Source organism: Mesorhizobium sp. LCM 4577 (assembly GCF_001854795.2).
Lineage (GTDB): Bacteria > Pseudomonadota > Alphaproteobacteria > Rhizobiales > Rhizobiaceae > Mesorhizobium > Mesorhizobium plurifarium.
The window spans coordinates 1-15,854 of the sequence record NZ_MDDU01000011.1 but is presented as its reverse complement, the minus strand read 5'-3'; the positions used below and the strand labels follow the sequence as shown (position 1 = coordinate 15,854).

The window sequence follows — 15,854 nt, the reverse complement described above, 5'->3', positions numbered from 1 at the left end:
TGCTTCCGGCCGGCCGATCGTCCGCCGTCAGGCCGATGCCGCAATGCGCAGCATGTGGTTGTCCCAGACATAATCCGGCTCGGAACGGGTGGCTCCGGCGCCGCCGACGATCTCGCCGGCGCCGGTCGTCGCCATGAAGCCGGCGCCGTCCGGCGCAAGACCGCAGACCTCGACCAGCGACCTGGTCGCGACCACCCGCCCGCTGGCGGCGTCGAGGACGGCCAGCGAATTGCCTTCCGGCGAGGTGACGGCGACCGAGCCTGTCGCGGCGTTGGCGGCGACCGAGCCGATGTAGTTGCGCAAGCCTGAGAGCACGTCCCGCGGCATCTCCAGCAGCTCGAGCTCCTTGCCGCGCACGGCGCGGCCGACCAGCGCCGGGCGGTCGGTCGCCGGCCCGCGATACTGGCAGCCGAACCAGACGGTGCCTGCCTGGTCGCGATCCATGTGGCGGATCGAAAGCTGATGCAGCGCCGGCGGCAATTCGTGTTTTTCGATGAGGTCGCCGGTGATGCGGTCGACCAGCGTGTAGGACGGCTTCATCGTCGCGATGTTGAGCTCGGCGCGGCCATAGTCGGGATGGGTTTCGATGCCGCCATTGGCGATGGCTAAGGTGCGGCCGTCGCCGAGCAGGAGCAGTTCATGCGGCCCCATGCCGTAGGTCGGGAACTCGCCAATGCGATTGAATTTGGCCCGCGCGTCGTAGACACCCACGACACCTGCCGCGTTGTCGAAGTCGTTCTCGGTCGCATAGAGCAGGGCGCCGTCCGGCGAGAACACGCCATGGCCGAAGAAATGCCGGCCGGCGATGCTGGCGATGGTCAATGGCTTGTCGCGGCCGGCATGGTCGAAGACCACGGCGAAGGTGCCGGGCTGGCGGGCGAAGACCACCGAACGCTTCGACACCGGATCGAAAGTGACGTCATGGCCGCGATCGGGCAGATCGACCGTGTGCAGGATTTTTCCCGCCTCGGAGAGCACGGCGGCGCCAAAGCTGCCGTCGCGCTTGACGAAGGCCGTGGCAAACACTGCATCCGCGGCAAGCGTGTCTGCCCAGGCCCGCGGCGCCATGGCGGCGGCAAAGCCGGCGCCCGCGGCCCGCAGGAAATCGCGGCGGTCGATGAGGACGGTTGTCACCAGGTGGCCCCTCCCTGCATTGGCTTGTTCCAGGACGCCGCAGTTTCGATCGCGCCCAGCCGAAGCTTGGCACTTACCGATCGCTGAGATGGATCATCGCAGACGTTGGAGGTTGGCCGAAGCCTCCGGAACTTCGTCATCCTTGGGCGAAGCAGGAGCGCAGCTCCGTCGCGGAGACCCAAGGATCCATGCCGTGACCTTGGCCGAGGGGCGCAACAGCGCAGAATTCTGCACCGTTGCAACGCCTCAAAGTCACGGCATGGATCCTCGGGTCTGCGCTGCGTCGCTACGCTCCTTGCTCCGCCCGAGGATGACGAGGAGCGAGGCGTTTCGGCCAATCTCAAAAGCATGCGGCCGGCAAAAGCAGATGCCTCTGGACTGCCAAAATCTCCAGGCTGAGAGCTGACATGAAAAATCCGCGCTGTTTCCGGGACCATTGCTCAGTCCCCATCCAGCGAGGAAAAGCCGGCAGTCAGGCCGAACTCGGCGGTCATCCTGGTGCCGATCAAGGTCGACAGGCTGGAGGTGATCAGCGCGAAATGCTCGAGCTTGCCGCGCAGCGCCGGATCGGCCAGCGCCTTGTCGATCGGACCAGCGATCGATTTCGCGGTCGCCACGCCGTTGGTGAGCTGGATATGGATGGATTCGGCCATCCATTGCGCATCGGCGGGCAGCGCGTCGCCAAGTTTCGAGGCTTGGAACAGCCGGTCGATGCCAGAGAGATTTCCGGCAAGCGAGGCCGTCGTGTTCCGCGAGCGCCAGTAGATCGCCTGTTTCGGCTTGTCGGCGTCGGACTTGGCGCCGAGAAAGCCCTTGAGCCGCACGTCGCGGATCATGTCCAGCTCGTTGATGAAAACGCCGACCAATTCMGTCACGGCTTCGTTGCCGTCGCGGTAGAGCGGGTTTTTCGGCCCCGGATTGGCCCAGAGCGACGCGAAGCCGTCGGGCGTTTGCCAGGCGTCGCGCACCTCGCCGGCGATCGCTTCGACGTTGCCGGCAACCGCCGCGCCATAGGCGCAGCGATAGGGGTCATCCTTGCCGGCAAGCGTTTCGGCGCCGTCGCCGTAAAGCACATATTCGAGCGCGCCGAGGCCCTGCATGGCGACGCTCTTTTGCGCCAGTTGCGCCGGATCGGCGGCCGACGGGTCCTTTGCGGCAAGCGTCGACTGCACCTGCCGCAAACCGATGCTCTTGCGGTCCGGCCAATAGAGCATGCGTTCCAGCCGGTTGTTCTCCTTGATCGGCCCGAAAGCGATGATCTCGGCCACCGACCAGGACTCCACCGTGCCGGAAAACGCCGCACGCGCAGCTTCGAGGTTTTGGCCGGACGGCGTTTCGCAAAGCTGGCGCATCGCCTTGGTGAGCCCCGCCGCATGCTCGTCGAGGCTGGCATAGGCCGGGCGGACGAACCCGTCGATCGCGCGGCCGATGACATCGGAAGGCTTGACCGCAGCCGATGCCGGCAGCGCGGCGGCCAGAAGGAATGGGAGAGCAAGGGCCAGGCGTTTCGACATCAGAGCAACGCGTTTTACCATCAGAGAGACTCCAGGAATTTGATCAGCGCCTCACGATCGGCGGCGGCGGCGCCGGCGAAACGGTCGCGCGCCTTCTCGCCCTCACCGCCATGCCACAGGATCGCCTCGGCAGGCGTGCGGGCGCGGCCGTCATGCAGATAGAAGCTGTTGCCGTTGACCGTCGCGGTGAGCCCGATACCCCAGAGCGGCGGCGTGCGCCATTCGCTCCCCGTGGCTTCTCCGACCCTTTGCCCATCGGCGAGGTCCTCGCCCATGTCGTGCAGCAGGAAATCGGAATAAGGCCAGATCAGCTGAAAGGCCTGCGCCTTGTTGGGCGTGCCGCGCATGGTGACGAATTTCGGCGTGTGGCAGGCAATGCAGCCCATCTCGTAGAACTGTTTCTTGCCGGCAAGCACCTGCGGCGTGGCGATGTCGCGCCGCGCCGGCACGGCGAGGTTCTGCGAATAGAAGGTGACGAAGTCCATCACCGGCGGCGGCGCTTCCGCGCTACCCAGTCGCTCCTGCACGCCGTTCGGCATGGCAAGGCAATCCTCCTCAGCCTTGGTGCAATCGCCCCAATGCTTCGGCATTTCCGGCGTCGAGATGCCGATATCGGCGGCGAAGGCATCCGCCGCCTGCTGGCGGATCGAGGCGGTCTGCGCCTTCCAGCCGAAGCGGCCCAAGGTCACCTGGCCGCTCAGCTCGTCGCGCACGATGTTCGGCCGGCCCGAAATGCCGTCACTGTTACGATCGTCCGGATCGGCATGGGCAAGGATATCGGCCGGCGCGATCTGCTCGATCAGGCCGAGCCCGATCATCGGCGGCGTCAGTCGCGGCGACAGCGTGGTGCGCGGATCGAGCGGACCGTGGCCGAGGTTTTCGATCGTATAGCTCGGCTTGCGCAGCGAAACGACGGCGCCGTCGCCGAGCGTGACCTTCTGCTCCTGGTAATCGACGCGCATCCGGCCCTCGCCCTTGAGGCTCGGGACCGCGAGCTCCTGCAGTTGGGAGCCGTAGACCGGATCGGGAAAATTCAACGCCTCATGGCCGGCGAGCGCGGCCCTTTCCTCGGCGCTGCCGGCGTCGCGCGCGAGCCTCAGGAACATCGACGTCGATCCGGCATCGCCTTCCGGAGGACGGCCGCGGCCATCCTTCAGATGGCAGTTCTGGCAGGCGCGCTCGTTGAACAGCGGGCCGAGCCCGTCCGAAGCCTGGGTCGACGACGGCGACGACACCCAGTTCTTGCGGAACAGCGCATTGCCCAGCTTGAAATTACCCTCTTCCTCGAAGGTGATGTTGGCGGAGGATTGCGAGAAGGCATCGCGGTTGACGTCCTTCTCCGACGTGCCGGCGCCGCCCTGCATCAGCTCGAACGGCTCGGGCCTGGTGAAGTCGGTCGTCGGCCTGGTGACGGCCAGGACCCGCGTCTGATCCTTCGGCGTCAGGTCGGTGCGGCTCGTCGGCAGGGCGGCCGGCTCGCCGGCCAAAGCGGGTGCGGAAAGCGTGATCGCCAGCAAAAGCGACGCCCCGCCCGCCCAGTATCGCGGGGTCTTCTGAAGCGGCAGGCCGTCGATTGCGACCCGCCGCGCGCGGCGCGAAAAATGATCTACGGGGCGCCGCATTCCCGCATGTCCTTACTCCGCCTCGTTGGCCGAGTCGGCGTTGAGCAGGCCGTATTTTTCCTCGCCGATGGAGGCAAGCAGATCGAGCTGCGTTTCCAGGAAGTCGATATGTCCTTCCTCGTCGGTCAAAAGGTCCTCGAACAGTTTCATCGAAACGAAATCGCCTTCGTCGTGGCAGATTTCGCGCGAGCGCTTGTAGGCAGTGCGCGCGTCATATTCGCCGGCCAGATCGGATTCGAGCACTTCCTTGACGTTCTGGCCGATGCGCAGCGGCGCGACGGACTGCAGGTTGGGATGGCCTTCGAGGAAGATGATGCGCGCGATCAGCCGGTCGGCGTGATGCATTTCCTCGATCGATTCCGCCCGCTCTTTCTTTGCCAGCTTGGTGTAGCCCCAATCCTCGAGCAGACGATAATGCACCCAGTACTGGTTGACGGCTCCAAGCTCCAGGAACAGAGCTTCATTAAGCCGCTCTATGATCTGCGGTTCGCCTTTCATGGGTTCTGCTCCCGTATTGGCCGCGCAAGCCTCTCACGCGATCCAGATGTGAAACGACGTCCACGCCGCCCACCTCTGAGCGGGCGTGGTAGTTCTCGGTGACCCGAATGATCGTTTCCACCACATTTGGGAAACAGCCGCAACAGCGACCGCGCTTGCGCATCGCGTGGTAGACCTTCGCGGGCACGATCAGCTGCCAGGGATCCTCGTCCAGCAGACTGACGATCGTCTGCTCGATCTCCTTTTCGGTGATGATGTTGCAATGGCAGATCAGCATCTGTTTGCTCTGGCTGACGGCGCCGGTCCGGCGCCGCTTGGCTGGTTTGTTAGTCGGGCATGATCTTGTCCAAAAACCGGCTTCCACTTTTTGGGATCATGCCCTGAAACTTACTTGAACACCTTGTCGGGCGCGTCGAGGCTGTCGGAACCCTCGAAGGCGATCTGGTTCAGCTTGAGCGAGCCGACGGCGCGCTCGATCGACTTGGTCTGGTCGATCAGGGCGTCGATCGCCGCCTGCACGGTGGCGTTACCTTCGGTGTTGCCCTCGGCGATCTGCTGGTCATAGGCCTCGCCGGCCAGCGCGCGCGCCTTGATAGCCTCCATCTTGGCGACGGTGGTGTCGAGTTTGCCCGACAGCTCCTTGTCGATCGTCGGGTCAGCGGCCTTGACCATGTCGGACACGGACGGACCCGAAACCACGGAGCCGTCGAGCCGCTTGTAGCTGGCATGGTAGGCGTCGCGGATGCCGACGGCGTCATAGAGATGCGAGTTGTAGGTGTTGTCGGAGAAGCAATCGTGCTCCTCTTCCGGATCGTGCAGCAAGAGGCCGAGCTTCATGCGCTCGCCGGCGAGCTCGCCATAGGAGAGCGACCCCATGCCGGTGAAGATGGTGGAGATGCCTGCATTCGCATCGCCGTCGGTCAGGTTCTTGCGCGCGGCGCCGTCTTCCTTCCAGTTGCCGACCATCTCCTGCAGGTCGGACACCAGAAGGTCGCTCGCCGACTTCAGATATTCGGCGCGGCGGTCGCAATTGCCGCCCGTGCAGTTCTTGAGGTCATAGTCGGTGTAGGGGCGCTCGCCGGCGCCCGGACCGGTGCCATGCAGGTCCTGGCCCCAGAGCAGGAATTCGATGGCGTGATAGCCGGTCGCGACATTGGCCTCGACGCCGCCGGCCTCCTGAAGCGTGCCCGAAAGGAACTCGGGCGTCAGCTTCGAGGCGTCGACCTTCTTGCCGTTGATCTCGATCTCCTTGTTGGCGATCACGTTGGCCGTATAGAGCGCGTTCTCGTCCGACTCGGTGCCGTAGCTCTTGGCGACATAGTCGATCAGGCCCTCGTCCAGCGGCCAGGAATTCACCTTGCCTTCCCAGTCGTCGACGATCTTGTTGCCGAAGCGGTAGACTTCGGTCTGCTGATAAGGAATGCGCGCGGCCTTCCAGGCTTCGCGCGCGGCGTTCAGCGTGTCGGCCGAGGGACTGGCGATGAGCGCATCCACCGCCTTGTCCAGCGCCTGCGCGGTGGTCAGCGAATCCTCGTATTTGGCCAGAGCGATATCGGCATAGGTCTTGATCACCGCCTTGGCGTCGGTCTCGGCTTTCGCCGGCAACACGAACACCGCCGCCGTCAGTGCAGCCGTGGCGCAGATCGCAGCCAGCCTGCCACCATTACGTGCCGTCATTATCCTTCTCCGGTTCTTTGGAAATTCAATAAAAGACGCCCACCCGCGCCGAGGCATGAGCATGCCGGGAAAAATGGTGGCCGCGCCGATGCGCGGTTCGCGATAAAAAGACACCCACTTGCCTCCAATCGAAAGGGTTCAAGGCCCAGACATCAAAGGAATGCGCTTGACGCGCAGCTCTCCATAAAGCGATGGAGAGGCCGGGAGTCAACTGGTGAAACAGAAAAAATTCAATTGAAACAACAGTTTAGAATTATTCTAAACTGCAAATATCAACTTTAAGCCCAACACTGCCTCGCTGGCCCGATTGACAGACAGCCATTCTGGGTGCGACCCGATCCGCGGCTCTTGCGGCGGCGGCAGACAATCGCCACCTGGCGCAAGAGCCTAGATTTGCAGACAAAAAGGATTGCGATGACGAACGGGGTTGTGATTGTCGGTGCCGGCCATGCCGGCGTGCAGGCGGCCGCCAGCCTGCGCGAAGAGGGTTATGAGGGGCCAGTCGTCCTGATCGGCGACGAGGAGGAACTGCCCTATCACAAGCCGCCGCTGTCCAAGACCTTCATCAAGGACCCGGAGGCCAAGCCGCAGCCGTTGCGCGGCGAAGCCTTCTACACCGGCAACACCATCGACTACCGGCCGGGCGTGCGCATCGAGAGCATCGATGCCGGCGCCCGCAGGCTCGAGGTAGCGGGCGCCGGCAAACTTGCCTTCGACCGGCTGGTGCTCGCGACCGGCTCGCGGCCGCGTTTGCTCAAGCTCGACGGCGCCGGCCTTGCCGGCGTGGTCTCGCTGCGCTCGCTGGCCGATGCGCGCCTGATCCGCGAGCTCAGCGCGCGAAGCGAGGACGTCGTCATTCTGGGCGGCGGCTTCATCGGGCTGGAGATCGCCGCGACGCTGAGGGCCGCGGGCCGCAATGTCACCGTCGTCGAAGCCGTCGACCGGCTGCTCGGCCGCGCCGTGGCGCCGGTCATCGCCGCGCATGTGCGACAGCGCTTGGAAGCGATCGGCGTGCGCATCCTGACCGGTACCACCGTCGCCCGCCTGGAGGGCGAAGGCGGCCGCGTCTCGGCCGCGATCACGTCCGGCGGCGAGCGCCTGCCGGCGCAAATGGTGATCATCGGTATTGGCGTCGTGCCTAATGTTGAATTGGCGGAAGCTGTGGGTCTCGCCATCGGCAACGGCATCCGCGTCGACCAGCATATGCAGAGCTCTGTTCCCGAAATCCTCGCCATCGGCGACGCCGCTTCCTACCGGCACTGGTTCACCGGCGGCGACGTGCGGCTGGAATCGGTGCAGAACGCCACCGACCAGGCCAGGCTCGCCGCGCGGACCATCCTCGGCCACGCCGAGCCCTTCATGGCGGTGCCGTGGTTCTGGTCGGATATCGGCGACATGAAGCTGCAGATGGTGGGGCTGACGCAAGGCGGCGATCACCATGTCGTGCTCGGCGATCTCGCCGAGAACAAGTTCTCGATCTATCACTATGCCGGCGACCGGCTGCTCGGCATCGAATCCGTCAACCGGCCGGCCGACCACATGCTTGGCCGCAAGATGCTCGGCGCCGGCTTCTCGCCGACGCCTCAGACCGTGGCGGGCGGGCCGGATGCGCTGAAGGCGGCGCTCGCGGATTTTCAGGAAATGGAACCGGCCAAGGCGACGGGCTGACTATTTCAGGCTGACCAAGGGATTAGTAGCGATAGATGCTAAAGGATTCGCAATGCGAGCCTTGGCAAAAGATCTCGGCTGACTTATCATAAATTGATAATTTTGGATAAGCGAAAGATTGTTCCATGCCTGCAAGCTACAGCATTGGCTCTCGCTACGAGGCATTCGTGCGCGAGCTTGTCGAGAGTGGCCGCTACGCCAGCGCAAGCGAAGTTGTGCGCGATAGCCTGCGTCTTTTGGAGGAACGCGAAGAGCACCGGCAGGCGAAGCTTACTGCACTGCGTGAAGACATCCGCAAGGGTGTAGAGAGCGGACCAGCTATTCCGGCCGAAGACGTTTTTGATCGGCTGGAGAAAAGATACGCGGCTGAAGGCCGCAAATAATGGCTCTCAGTTTCGCCCCTGCCGCCGTGCAGGACATTGAAGAGATTGGCGATTATATCCAGGCTGAAAATCCGGCGGCCGCGCGCCGCCTGATAGCGGCACTTCGAGTGCGATGCGGCACCATCTTGGATGCGCCACGTGGTGGCGCTCCCCGTTCCGAACTCTGGCGCGGCCTGCGCTCCGTCGCGTTCCAGAAATATGTCATCTTTTATACCGTCGAAGGCGACGACGTGCGTGTAGAACGCATCCTGCACGGCTCACGCGACATCCAGGGCATTTTCGATGAAGGAAGAATGCCCAAGGATAGTTGACGCTGACGCTCTGACTATTTCGACTAGGCGGCCCGCGCGTTGCGGATCGCGGTCTCCAGGATATCCAGCGCCTCAGTCATGACTCCGTCCTGGATGGTGATCGGCGACAGGAAGCGGATGACGTTGCCGTAGACGCCGCAGGTGAGCAGGATGAGGCCCTTGTCGAGCGCCTTCAGCCGCACCGCATTGGYGAACTCGGCCGAGGGCAGGCCTTTCTTCACGTCGTTGAACTCGACGGCGTTCATGAAGCCCGGGCCGCGAATGTCGACGATCTCCGGCACGTCCTCGCGGATCGAAACCAGCCGCTGCTTCAGCCTGGCGCCCAGCGCGTTGGCGCGATCGCAGAGCTTTTCCTCCTCGATGACGTCGAGCACGGCATGCGCGGCGGCAACGCCGATCGGGCTGCCACCATAGGTGCCGCCCAGGCCGCCGGGGCCGGGTGCGTCCATGATCTCGGCGCGGCCGGTGACCGCCGAGAGCGGGAAGCCGCCGGCAAGGCTCTTGGCCATGGTGGTGATATCGGGCGCCACATCATGGTGGTCCATGGCGAACATCTTGCCGGTGCGGGCAAAGCCGGTCTGCACCTCGTCGGCGATAAGCAGGATGCCATGCTGGTCGCAGATCTTGCGCAGGGATGCCATGAAATCGCGCGGCGCCTCGTAGAAGCCGCCCTCGCCCTGCACCGGCTCGACGATGATGGCGGCAACGCGGTTTGGATCGACGTCAGCCTTGAACAGCTTGTCGAGCGCGGCGAGCGAATCCGCGACCGAAACGCCATGAAGCGCGACCGGAAACGGCGCATGGAAGACATCGCCCGGCATGGCGCCGAAGCCGACCTTATAGGGCACGACCTTGCCGGTCAGCGCCATGCCCATGAAGGTGCGGCCATGGAAGCCGCCGGAAAAGGCGATGACCGCCTGGCGGCCGGTGGCGTTGCGGGCGACCTTGATGGCGTTCTCGACCGCCTCGGCGCCAGTGGTGACGAAGATGGTCTTCTTGTCGAACTTGCCGGGCAGCATGCCGTTCAGGCGTTCGGCGAGACGCACGTAGCTCTCGTACGGCACGACCTGGTGGCAGGTGTGGGTGAAGCGGTCGAGCTGCGCCTTGACGGCTTCGATCACCTTCGGGTGGCGGTGGCCGGTGTTGACCACGGCGATGCCGGACGAGAAGTCGATGTAACGGCGGCCTTCGACATCCCAGATTTCCGAATTCTCGGCGCGATCGGCGTAGATCTGCGTCGTCATGCCGACGCCGCGCGAGATCGACTGATTCTTGCGTTCGGAAATGGCTGAATTCTTCATATCGTCCCTCATCGGGTATCCCTCGTCGGGATAGGACCCGTTCCGTTGATCAAAACCCTTCTGACCTTATTTCACGTTTTCCTCAAGTTGGCACGTTGGCCCAGTCGATTGGGCCTGCCTCGAAGATGGGGAACGATGTTCTTAACCAGCCCGGCGATACGCGCCTCGGAAACAGTTTCCTTTTCCCGCCGATCGATTAATCTCATTTCATCCGCGACGTGCCGCCGTCAGGAGCGGCCCCCACGGATCGAGGGGAACCATGAGCAGGAACGCGACATCGTCCGCCTTGCCGTCTTCGCCGCTCCGCCCTTTGCCTCGTCCAAACATCTTGTTGCTGCTGGCCTGTTTCGCCGCCGCGTTTTCAGTCGCCGGCTGCCAGAAACAGCAGGTGGCGGAAAAGAAATTACCTGTGGTGGTGACGACGCAGACAGTCGCGCTCGCCGATTACGCGCCACGGACCTCGCTGACCGGGGTGATCGCCGCCCGCACGCTCAACAATCTGTCGTTCCGCGTCGGCGGCAGGGTCGCCGAACGGCTGGTCGATGTCGGCCAGCATGTCGACCAGGGCGCGGTGCTCGCCCGCATCGACCCGCAGGAACAGGAATCGGACCTGCGTTCGGCCCAGGCCGATCTCGACGCGGCGCAGGCGCAGCTCACCCAGGCCGCGGCCACCTATGAGCGGCAGAAGACCCTGTTGGCCCGGGGCTTCACCACGAGGCGGGATTTCGACACCGCCAATCAGACGCTGAAAGTGGCGCAAGGCAGCGTCGATGCCGCGCAAAGCGCTTTCGCCAACGCCAAGGAAAACCTGTCCTATACCGAGCTCAAGGCAGGCGCCGCCGGCGTCATCACGGCGCGCCAGGTCGAGGCCGGGCAGGTGGTGCAGGCGGCGCAGACCGTGTTCACCATCGCCGAGGACGGCGATCGCGATGCGGTCTTCAACGTGCACGAAACGCTGGTTGCGCAGACGCCGTCCTCGCCCGCGGTGACGATCACGCTGCTGTCGGACCCGCAGGTGCGCGCGGTCGGCAAGGTGCGCGAGATATCGCCGGCGGTCGATACGGCGTCGGGGTCGATCCGGGTCAAGGTCGGCATTCCCGACACGCCCGCCGGCATGCCGCTGGGCGCGGCCGTGATCGGCACGGTCAGCGCCAGGTCGGTCAAAGCTATCCTGCTGCCCTGGCAGGCGCTGACCTCGACCGGCGGCAAGCCCGCCGTCTGGATCGTCGACCCGTCGAGCAAGGCAGTGACGCCGGCGCCGGTCGAGGTGCTCGCCTTCGATTCCGGCATTGTCGTCGTCGACAAGGGCCTGCAGGAAGGCCAGAGCATCGTCACCGCCGGCGGGCAGTTGCTCAGCCCCGGACAGACGATCGAAGTGGCGGGGGCAAAGCAATGAACCAGTTGCCGCGCATCGCTCCCCTGCTCGCCCTTCTAGCGCTTGCCGGCTGCTCGCGCTCGGAAGAGAAGCCGCCGGAGATCGTCCGACCGGTTCTGTCGGTGGTGATCGAACCGAAGACCGTCGAGACCTTCGGCTTCGCCGGTTCGGTCGAGCCGCAATACAGCGCCGACCTTGCCTTCCGCCTGCTCGGCCGCGTCGTCTCGCGCGACGTCAAGGTCGGCGACCTCGTCACCAAGGGCACGACGATCGCGGCGCTCGATCCGACGGCGCTGGAGCTTGCCGTCCAGGCATCGAAGGCCGATCTGTCGAACGCGCAGGCGCAGTTCGCCAATGCGGCGGCCAGCGAGGAGCGCCAGCGCGCCCTGCTCGCTTCTGCCAACACCTCCCAGTCCGTCTTCGACGCCGCGCAGCAGGCAAGGCAAGCCGCGGCCGCCGGCGTCGAGCGGGCGAATGCCGCCTTGGCCAAATCGCAGGAGCAGCTCGGCTATGCCCGGCTGTTTTCCGATTTCGACGGCGTCGTCACCGCCGTCGGCGCCGAGGTCGGCCAGACCGTTTCGCCGGGACAGACGATCGTCACCGTGGCGCGCACCGACCCGCGCGAGGCAGTTGTCGACATCCCGGACCAGTTGACCGGCGACCTCACCGTCGGCACCCCGTTCGAAATCATCCTGCAATCGCTGCCGACCATCAAAACCGACGCCAAGCTGCGCGAGGTCGCGCCGCAATCGGAAGGCGCCACGCGCACCCGCCGCGTGCGGCTGACACTGATCAATCCACCGTCGGCGTTCCGGCTCGGCTCGACGATCACCGCGACACGCATGACCAAGGTCGCGCCGACAATCGAACTGCCGATGTCGGCGCTGCTCGAAAAGGACGGCTCGCAAAAGGTCTGGATCGTCGATCCGCGATCCTCCAGCGTGAGCGCGCACGAGATCAAGGTCGCCGCCAAGAGCGGCGGCAGCTTCACCGTGTCGGAGGGGCTCGCGGCCGGCATGCGCGTCGTCACCGCGGGCGTGCACAGCTTGAGCGAAGGCCAGAAGGTCAAGGTGCCGGAGGGCGGGGTCTGATGAAGGGCTTCAATCTCTCGGACTGGGCGCTCAGCCACCGTTCGCTGGTCTGGTATTTCATGCTGGTCTTCGTGGCGGCCGGCATCTTCTCCTATCTCAATCTCGGGCGCGAAGAAGACCCCGCCTTCACCATCAAGACCATGATCATCCAGGCCAACTGGCCCGGCGCCTCGGTCAAGGAGACGGTGCAGCAGGTGACCGACCGCATCGAGAAGAAGCTCGAGGAGCTCGACAGCCTCGACTACACCAAATCGATCACCACTGCCGGCCAGACCGTCATCTTCGTCAACCTGAAGGACACCACCAAGGCGCGCGACGTCGTGCCGAATTGGCTTCAGGTGCGCAATATGGTCAACGACATCAAGGCGCAGTTCCCGCAAGGCGTGCAGGGACCGTTCTTCAACGACCGCTTCGGCGACGTCTACGGCAACATCTATGCCTTCACCGCCGACGGGCTGACACCGCGCCAATTGCGCGACTATGTCGAGGATGTCCGAACCAAGATCCTCACCGTGCCGAATGCCGGCAAGGTCGATCTGGTCGGCGCGCAGGATGAGGCGATCTATCTCGAATTCTCGACGCGCCAGATCGCGGCGCTCGGCCTCAACCAGCAGCAAATCGTCGCCAGTTTGCAGGCGCAGAACGCCATCACGCCGTCCGGCGTCATCCAGTCCGGCCCTGAGCGCATCAGCGTGCGTGTCGGCGGCCAGTTCACCTCCGAGGAGAGCCTGCGGGCCATCAACCTGCGCGTCAACGACCGCTTCTTCCGGCTGAGCGACGTGGCGACGATCCGGCGCGGCTATGTCGACCCGCCGACGGCCCTGTTCCGCTTCAACGGCCAGGACGCGATCGGGCTCGCCATCGGCATGAAGCCCAACGCCAATCTGCTGAAATTCGGCGAGGCCCTGCACGAGGAGATGCAGAAGGTGCTGGCCGACCTGCCGGTCGGCGTCGGCGTGCATCTGGTGGCCGACCAGCCGGTCATCGTCGAGGAAGCGGTTTCGGGCTTCACGCGGGCGCTGTTCGAGGCGGTCGCCATCGTGCTCGCCGTCTCCTTCATCAGCCTTGGGCTGCGGGCCGGCTTCGTCGTGGCGCTGTCGATCCCTCTGGTGCTCGCGATCACCTTCACCGTCATGGAATATCTCGGGATATCGCTGCAGCGCATTTCGCTCGGCGCGCTGATCATCGCGCTCGGGCTGTTGGTCGACGACGCGATGATCGCGGTCGAGATGATGGTGGCGCGGCTGGAGGTCGGCGACAATCTGCGCAAGGCGGCGACCTATGTCTATACCTCGACCGCCTTCCCGATGCTGACAGGCACGCTGGTGACGGTCGCAGGCTTCATTCCGATCGGGCTCAATTCAAGCGCCGCCGGCGAATACACGTTCACGCTCTTCGTCGTCATCGCGGTGTCGCTGCTTGTGTCATGGATCGTGGCCGTGCTGTTTGCGCCGCTGCTCGGGGTCACCATCCTGCCGGCGACGATGAAGACTAAGCATCACGACCAGCCTGGACGATTCACCTCGCTGTTCCGGCGCGTGCTTGTCTTTTCCGTTCGCCGCCATTGGCTGACCATCATCGTGACGGTGCTTCTGTTTGCCGCCTCGGTCGCCGGCTTCGGCCTCGTGCAGCAGCAGTTCTTCCCGCCATCCGACCGGCCGGAGCTGATCGTCGACTGGAACCTGCCGCAGAACTCCTCGATCACGGAGACGCGCGACCAGATGGTGCGCTTCGAGCAGCGCGCGCTGGTCGGCAATCCCGACATCGACCATTTCTCCTCCTATATCGGCCAGGGCGCCGTGCGCTTCGTGCTCGCCTATGACGTGCAGCCGGCCAATCCCTATTTCGGCCAGACCGTCATCGTCACCAAGAGCATCGAAGCCCGCAACCGCGTGAAGCCGGCGCTGGAAAAACTGCTGCGCGAGGAGTTCGTCGGCACCGACGCCTTTGTCAAATTGCTGGAGCTCGGCCCGCCGGTCGGCAGGCCGGTGCAGTACCGCGTCGGCGGTCCCGATATCCAGACCGTGCGCGAGCTGGCGCAGCAATTCGCCGGTGTCATTTCCGCCAATCCGAAGCTTGCCGCGCCGACCTTTGACTGGAACGAGCCGCAGCGCGTGCTCAGAGTCGACGTGCTGCAGGACAAGGCGCGCCAGCTCGGCATCACCTCTTCCGACATCGCCAGCGCGCTGAACAGCACGGTGGGCGGCTCGACGATCACCCAGGTGCGCGACGCGACCTATCTCATCAATGTCGTGGCGCGCTCGCGCGAGGCCGAGCGCGGCTCGATCGAAACCTTGCAGAACATGCAGCTGCCGACCGGAAACGGCGAGTCGATCCCGCTCGCGGCGGTCGCCAATTTCCGCTACGATCTCGAACAGCCGACGGTCTGGCGACGCAACCGGACGCCGACGATCACCGTGCGCGCCGGCCTGGTCGGCGACGTGCTGCCGGCGACCGTCGTCAACGAACTAAAGCCTTCGGTCGACGCCTTCATCGCCAAGCTGCCGCCCGGCTATTCAGTGGAAACCGCCGGCTCGGTCGAGGAAAGCGCCAAGAGCCAGGGACCGATCGCGGCCGTGGTGCCCTTGATGCTGTTCATCATGGCGACCATCCTGATGGTGCAGCTGCAGAGCTTCCAGCGCCTGTTCCTGGTGGTGGCGGTGGCGCCGCTCGGCCTGATCGGCGTGGTGGCGGCCCTGGTGCCCAGCGGCGCRCCGCTCGGCTTCGTCGCCATCCTCGGCGTGCTGGCGCTGATCGGCATCCTGATCCGCAACTCGGTCATCCTGATCGTGCAGATCGAAGACCTCGTCAAAGAAGGCAAGGACCGCTGGGCGGCGGTCATCGAGGCGACCGAGCACCGCATGCGGCCGATCGCGCTGACGGCCGCCGCCGCCAGCCTGGCGCTGATCCCGATCGCGCGCGAAGTGTTCTGGGGACCGATGGCCTATGCCATGATGGGCGGCATCATCGCGGGAACGGCGATCACGCTGCTGTTCCTGCCGGCGCTCTATGTGACATGGTTCCGGATCAAGGAGCCGGAGGAAGCGCAAGGCAACGATGCGGACACCGCCGCTGTCCCGGAAGCTCAAGGCGCGGAACGCTAGAGCGGGATGAGATTAGCTCCGGTCATAGCCTGAGTTTGCAAAATAGTTTGAGCATTCGTGTGGAGTGACACGATTGAGGGTTTGGCCAATTGCATCGCAAACGGCTTCGACGGTTCGCTTTGCCGCTTTTCGCAGCCAGTGCTTGAGCTTGGCGAAGAGCTGTTCGATTGGATTGA

The 15,854-nt window shown here is 64.5% G+C and carries 13 protein-coding genes and 1 pseudogene; 6 read left to right on the top strand and 8 right to left on the bottom strand.

The window, feature by feature from the left end; all coding sequences use genetic code 11:
* Positions 1–27: 27 nt before the first annotated feature.
* The 6 genes from LCM4577_RS13885 to LCM4577_RS13860 all read right to left on the bottom strand — a co-directional run bounded on the left by LCM4577_RS13885 (position 28) and on the right by LCM4577_RS13860 (position 6,445).
* A complete protein-coding gene (locus LCM4577_RS13885; RefSeq protein ID WP_071033473.1) occupies positions 28–1,134 on the bottom strand; it encodes a DUF1513 domain-containing protein in 1,107 nt (368 codons plus the stop codon).
* Between the two features lie 440 nt (positions 1,135–1,574).
* Entirely contained in the window at positions 1,575–2,669 is a 1,095-nt protein-coding gene (locus LCM4577_RS13880) for an imelysin family protein (RefSeq protein ID WP_371410049.1), read from the bottom strand.
* On the bottom strand, positions 2,669–4,270 hold the full coding sequence (locus LCM4577_RS13875; protein WP_071033475.1) for a di-heme oxidoredictase family protein: 1,602 nt from the start codon (positions 4,268–4,270) through the stop codon (positions 2,669–2,671). The genes LCM4577_RS13880 and LCM4577_RS13875 overlap by 1 nt, the downstream gene beginning before the upstream one ends.
* Before the next feature lie 12 nt (positions 4,271–4,282).
* Entirely contained in the window at positions 4,283–4,768 is a 486-nt protein-coding gene (bfr, locus tag LCM4577_RS13870; protein WP_040985970.1) for a bacterioferritin, read from the bottom strand.
* A complete protein-coding gene (locus LCM4577_RS13865; protein ID WP_040985972.1) occupies positions 4,734–5,045 on the bottom strand; it encodes a (2Fe-2S)-binding protein in 312 nt (103 codons plus the stop codon). The genes bfr and LCM4577_RS13865 overlap by 35 nt, the downstream gene beginning before the upstream one ends.
* Before the next feature lie 110 nt (positions 5,046–5,155).
* Positions 5,156–6,445 (bottom strand): imelysin family protein, encoded by a 1,290-nt coding sequence (locus tag LCM4577_RS13860; protein ID WP_071071777.1) that lies wholly within the window; start codon positions 6,443–6,445, stop codon positions 5,156–5,158.
* Positions 6,446–6,859: 414 nt separating this feature from the next.
* Here LCM4577_RS13860 and LCM4577_RS13855 point away from each other — a divergent pair, with 414 nt between their 5' ends.
* The 3 genes from LCM4577_RS13855 (at position 6,860) to LCM4577_RS13845 (ending at position 8,807) form a co-directional block, all read left to right on the top strand.
* Entirely contained in the window at positions 6,860–8,113 is a 1,254-nt protein-coding gene (locus LCM4577_RS13855; RefSeq protein WP_071071776.1) for an NAD(P)/FAD-dependent oxidoreductase, read from the top strand.
* Positions 8,114–8,238: 125 nt separating this feature from the next.
* Entirely contained in the window at positions 8,239–8,496 is a 258-nt protein-coding gene (locus tag LCM4577_RS13850) for a type II toxin-antitoxin system ParD family antitoxin (RefSeq protein ID WP_071071774.1), read from the top strand.
* A complete protein-coding gene (locus LCM4577_RS13845) occupies positions 8,496–8,807 on the top strand; it encodes a type II toxin-antitoxin system RelE/ParE family toxin (RefSeq protein WP_071033483.1) in 312 nt (103 codons plus the stop codon). The genes LCM4577_RS13850 and LCM4577_RS13845 overlap by 1 nt, the downstream gene beginning before the upstream one ends.
* Positions 8,808–8,830: 23 nt before the next feature.
* Here the strand turns inward: LCM4577_RS13845 and LCM4577_RS13840 are convergent, their stop codons facing one another.
* The gene (locus tag LCM4577_RS13840; protein WP_071071772.1) at positions 8,831–10,108 is read right to left on the bottom strand and encodes a 4-aminobutyrate--2-oxoglutarate transaminase; all 1,278 of its coding nucleotides are present in this window, start codon (positions 10,106–10,108) and stop codon (positions 8,831–8,833) included.
* Positions 10,109–10,496: 388 nt separating this feature from the next.
* On the opposite strand from LCM4577_RS13840, the gene LCM4577_RS13835 reads away from it, so the two are divergent.
* The 3 genes from LCM4577_RS13835 to LCM4577_RS13825 are packed head-to-tail and all read left to right on the top strand — an operon-like array spanning position 10,497 to position 15,678.
* On the top strand, positions 10,497–11,504 hold the full coding sequence (locus tag LCM4577_RS13835) for an efflux RND transporter periplasmic adaptor subunit (RefSeq protein ID WP_244508322.1): 1,008 nt from the start codon (positions 10,497–10,499) through the stop codon (positions 11,502–11,504).
* Positions 11,501–12,574 (top strand): efflux RND transporter periplasmic adaptor subunit, encoded by a 1,074-nt coding sequence (locus LCM4577_RS13830; protein WP_071033488.1) that lies wholly within the window; start codon positions 11,501–11,503, stop codon positions 12,572–12,574. The genes LCM4577_RS13835 and LCM4577_RS13830 overlap by 4 nt, the downstream gene beginning before the upstream one ends.
* A complete protein-coding gene (locus LCM4577_RS13825; RefSeq protein ID WP_071071769.1) occupies positions 12,574–15,678 on the top strand; it encodes an efflux RND transporter permease subunit in 3,105 nt (1,034 codons plus the stop codon). Before LCM4577_RS13830 ends, LCM4577_RS13825 begins: the two co-directional genes overlap by 1 nt.
* A gap of 12 nt (positions 15,679–15,690) precedes the next feature.
* On the opposite strand, the pseudogene LCM4577_RS13820 reads toward LCM4577_RS13825, so the two are convergent.
* Positions 15,691–15,854 (bottom strand): annotated as a pseudogene (locus LCM4577_RS13820) (IS630 family transposase); the annotation flags it as partial.

Coding starts and splice junctions, on each gene's coding strand:
- LCM4577_RS13845 (WP_071033483.1), top strand. CDS start 8,496: ATGGCTCTCAGTTTCGCCCCTGCCGCCGTGCAGGACATTGAAGAGATT.
- LCM4577_RS13865 (WP_040985972.1), bottom strand. CDS start 5,045: ATGCTGATCTGCCATTGCAACATCATCACCGAAAAGGAGATCGAGCAG.
- LCM4577_RS13830 (WP_071033488.1), top strand. CDS start 11,501: ATGAACCAGTTGCCGCGCATCGCTCCCCTGCTCGCCCTTCTAGCGCTT.
- LCM4577_RS13855 (WP_071071776.1), top strand. CDS start 6,860: ATGACGAACGGGGTTGTGATTGTCGGTGCCGGCCATGCCGGCGTGCAG.
- bfr (WP_040985970.1), bottom strand. CDS start 4,768: ATGAAAGGCGAACCGCAGATCATAGAGCGGCTTAATGAAGCTCTGTTC.
- LCM4577_RS13860 (WP_071071777.1), bottom strand. CDS start 6,445: ATGACGGCACGTAATGGTGGCAGGCTGGCTGCGATCTGCGCCACGGCT.
- LCM4577_RS13875 (WP_071033475.1), bottom strand. CDS start 4,270: ATGCGGCGCCCCGTAGATCATTTTTCGCGCCGCGCGCGGCGGGTCGCA.
- LCM4577_RS13850 (WP_071071774.1), top strand. CDS start 8,239: ATGCCTGCAAGCTACAGCATTGGCTCTCGCTACGAGGCATTCGTGCGC.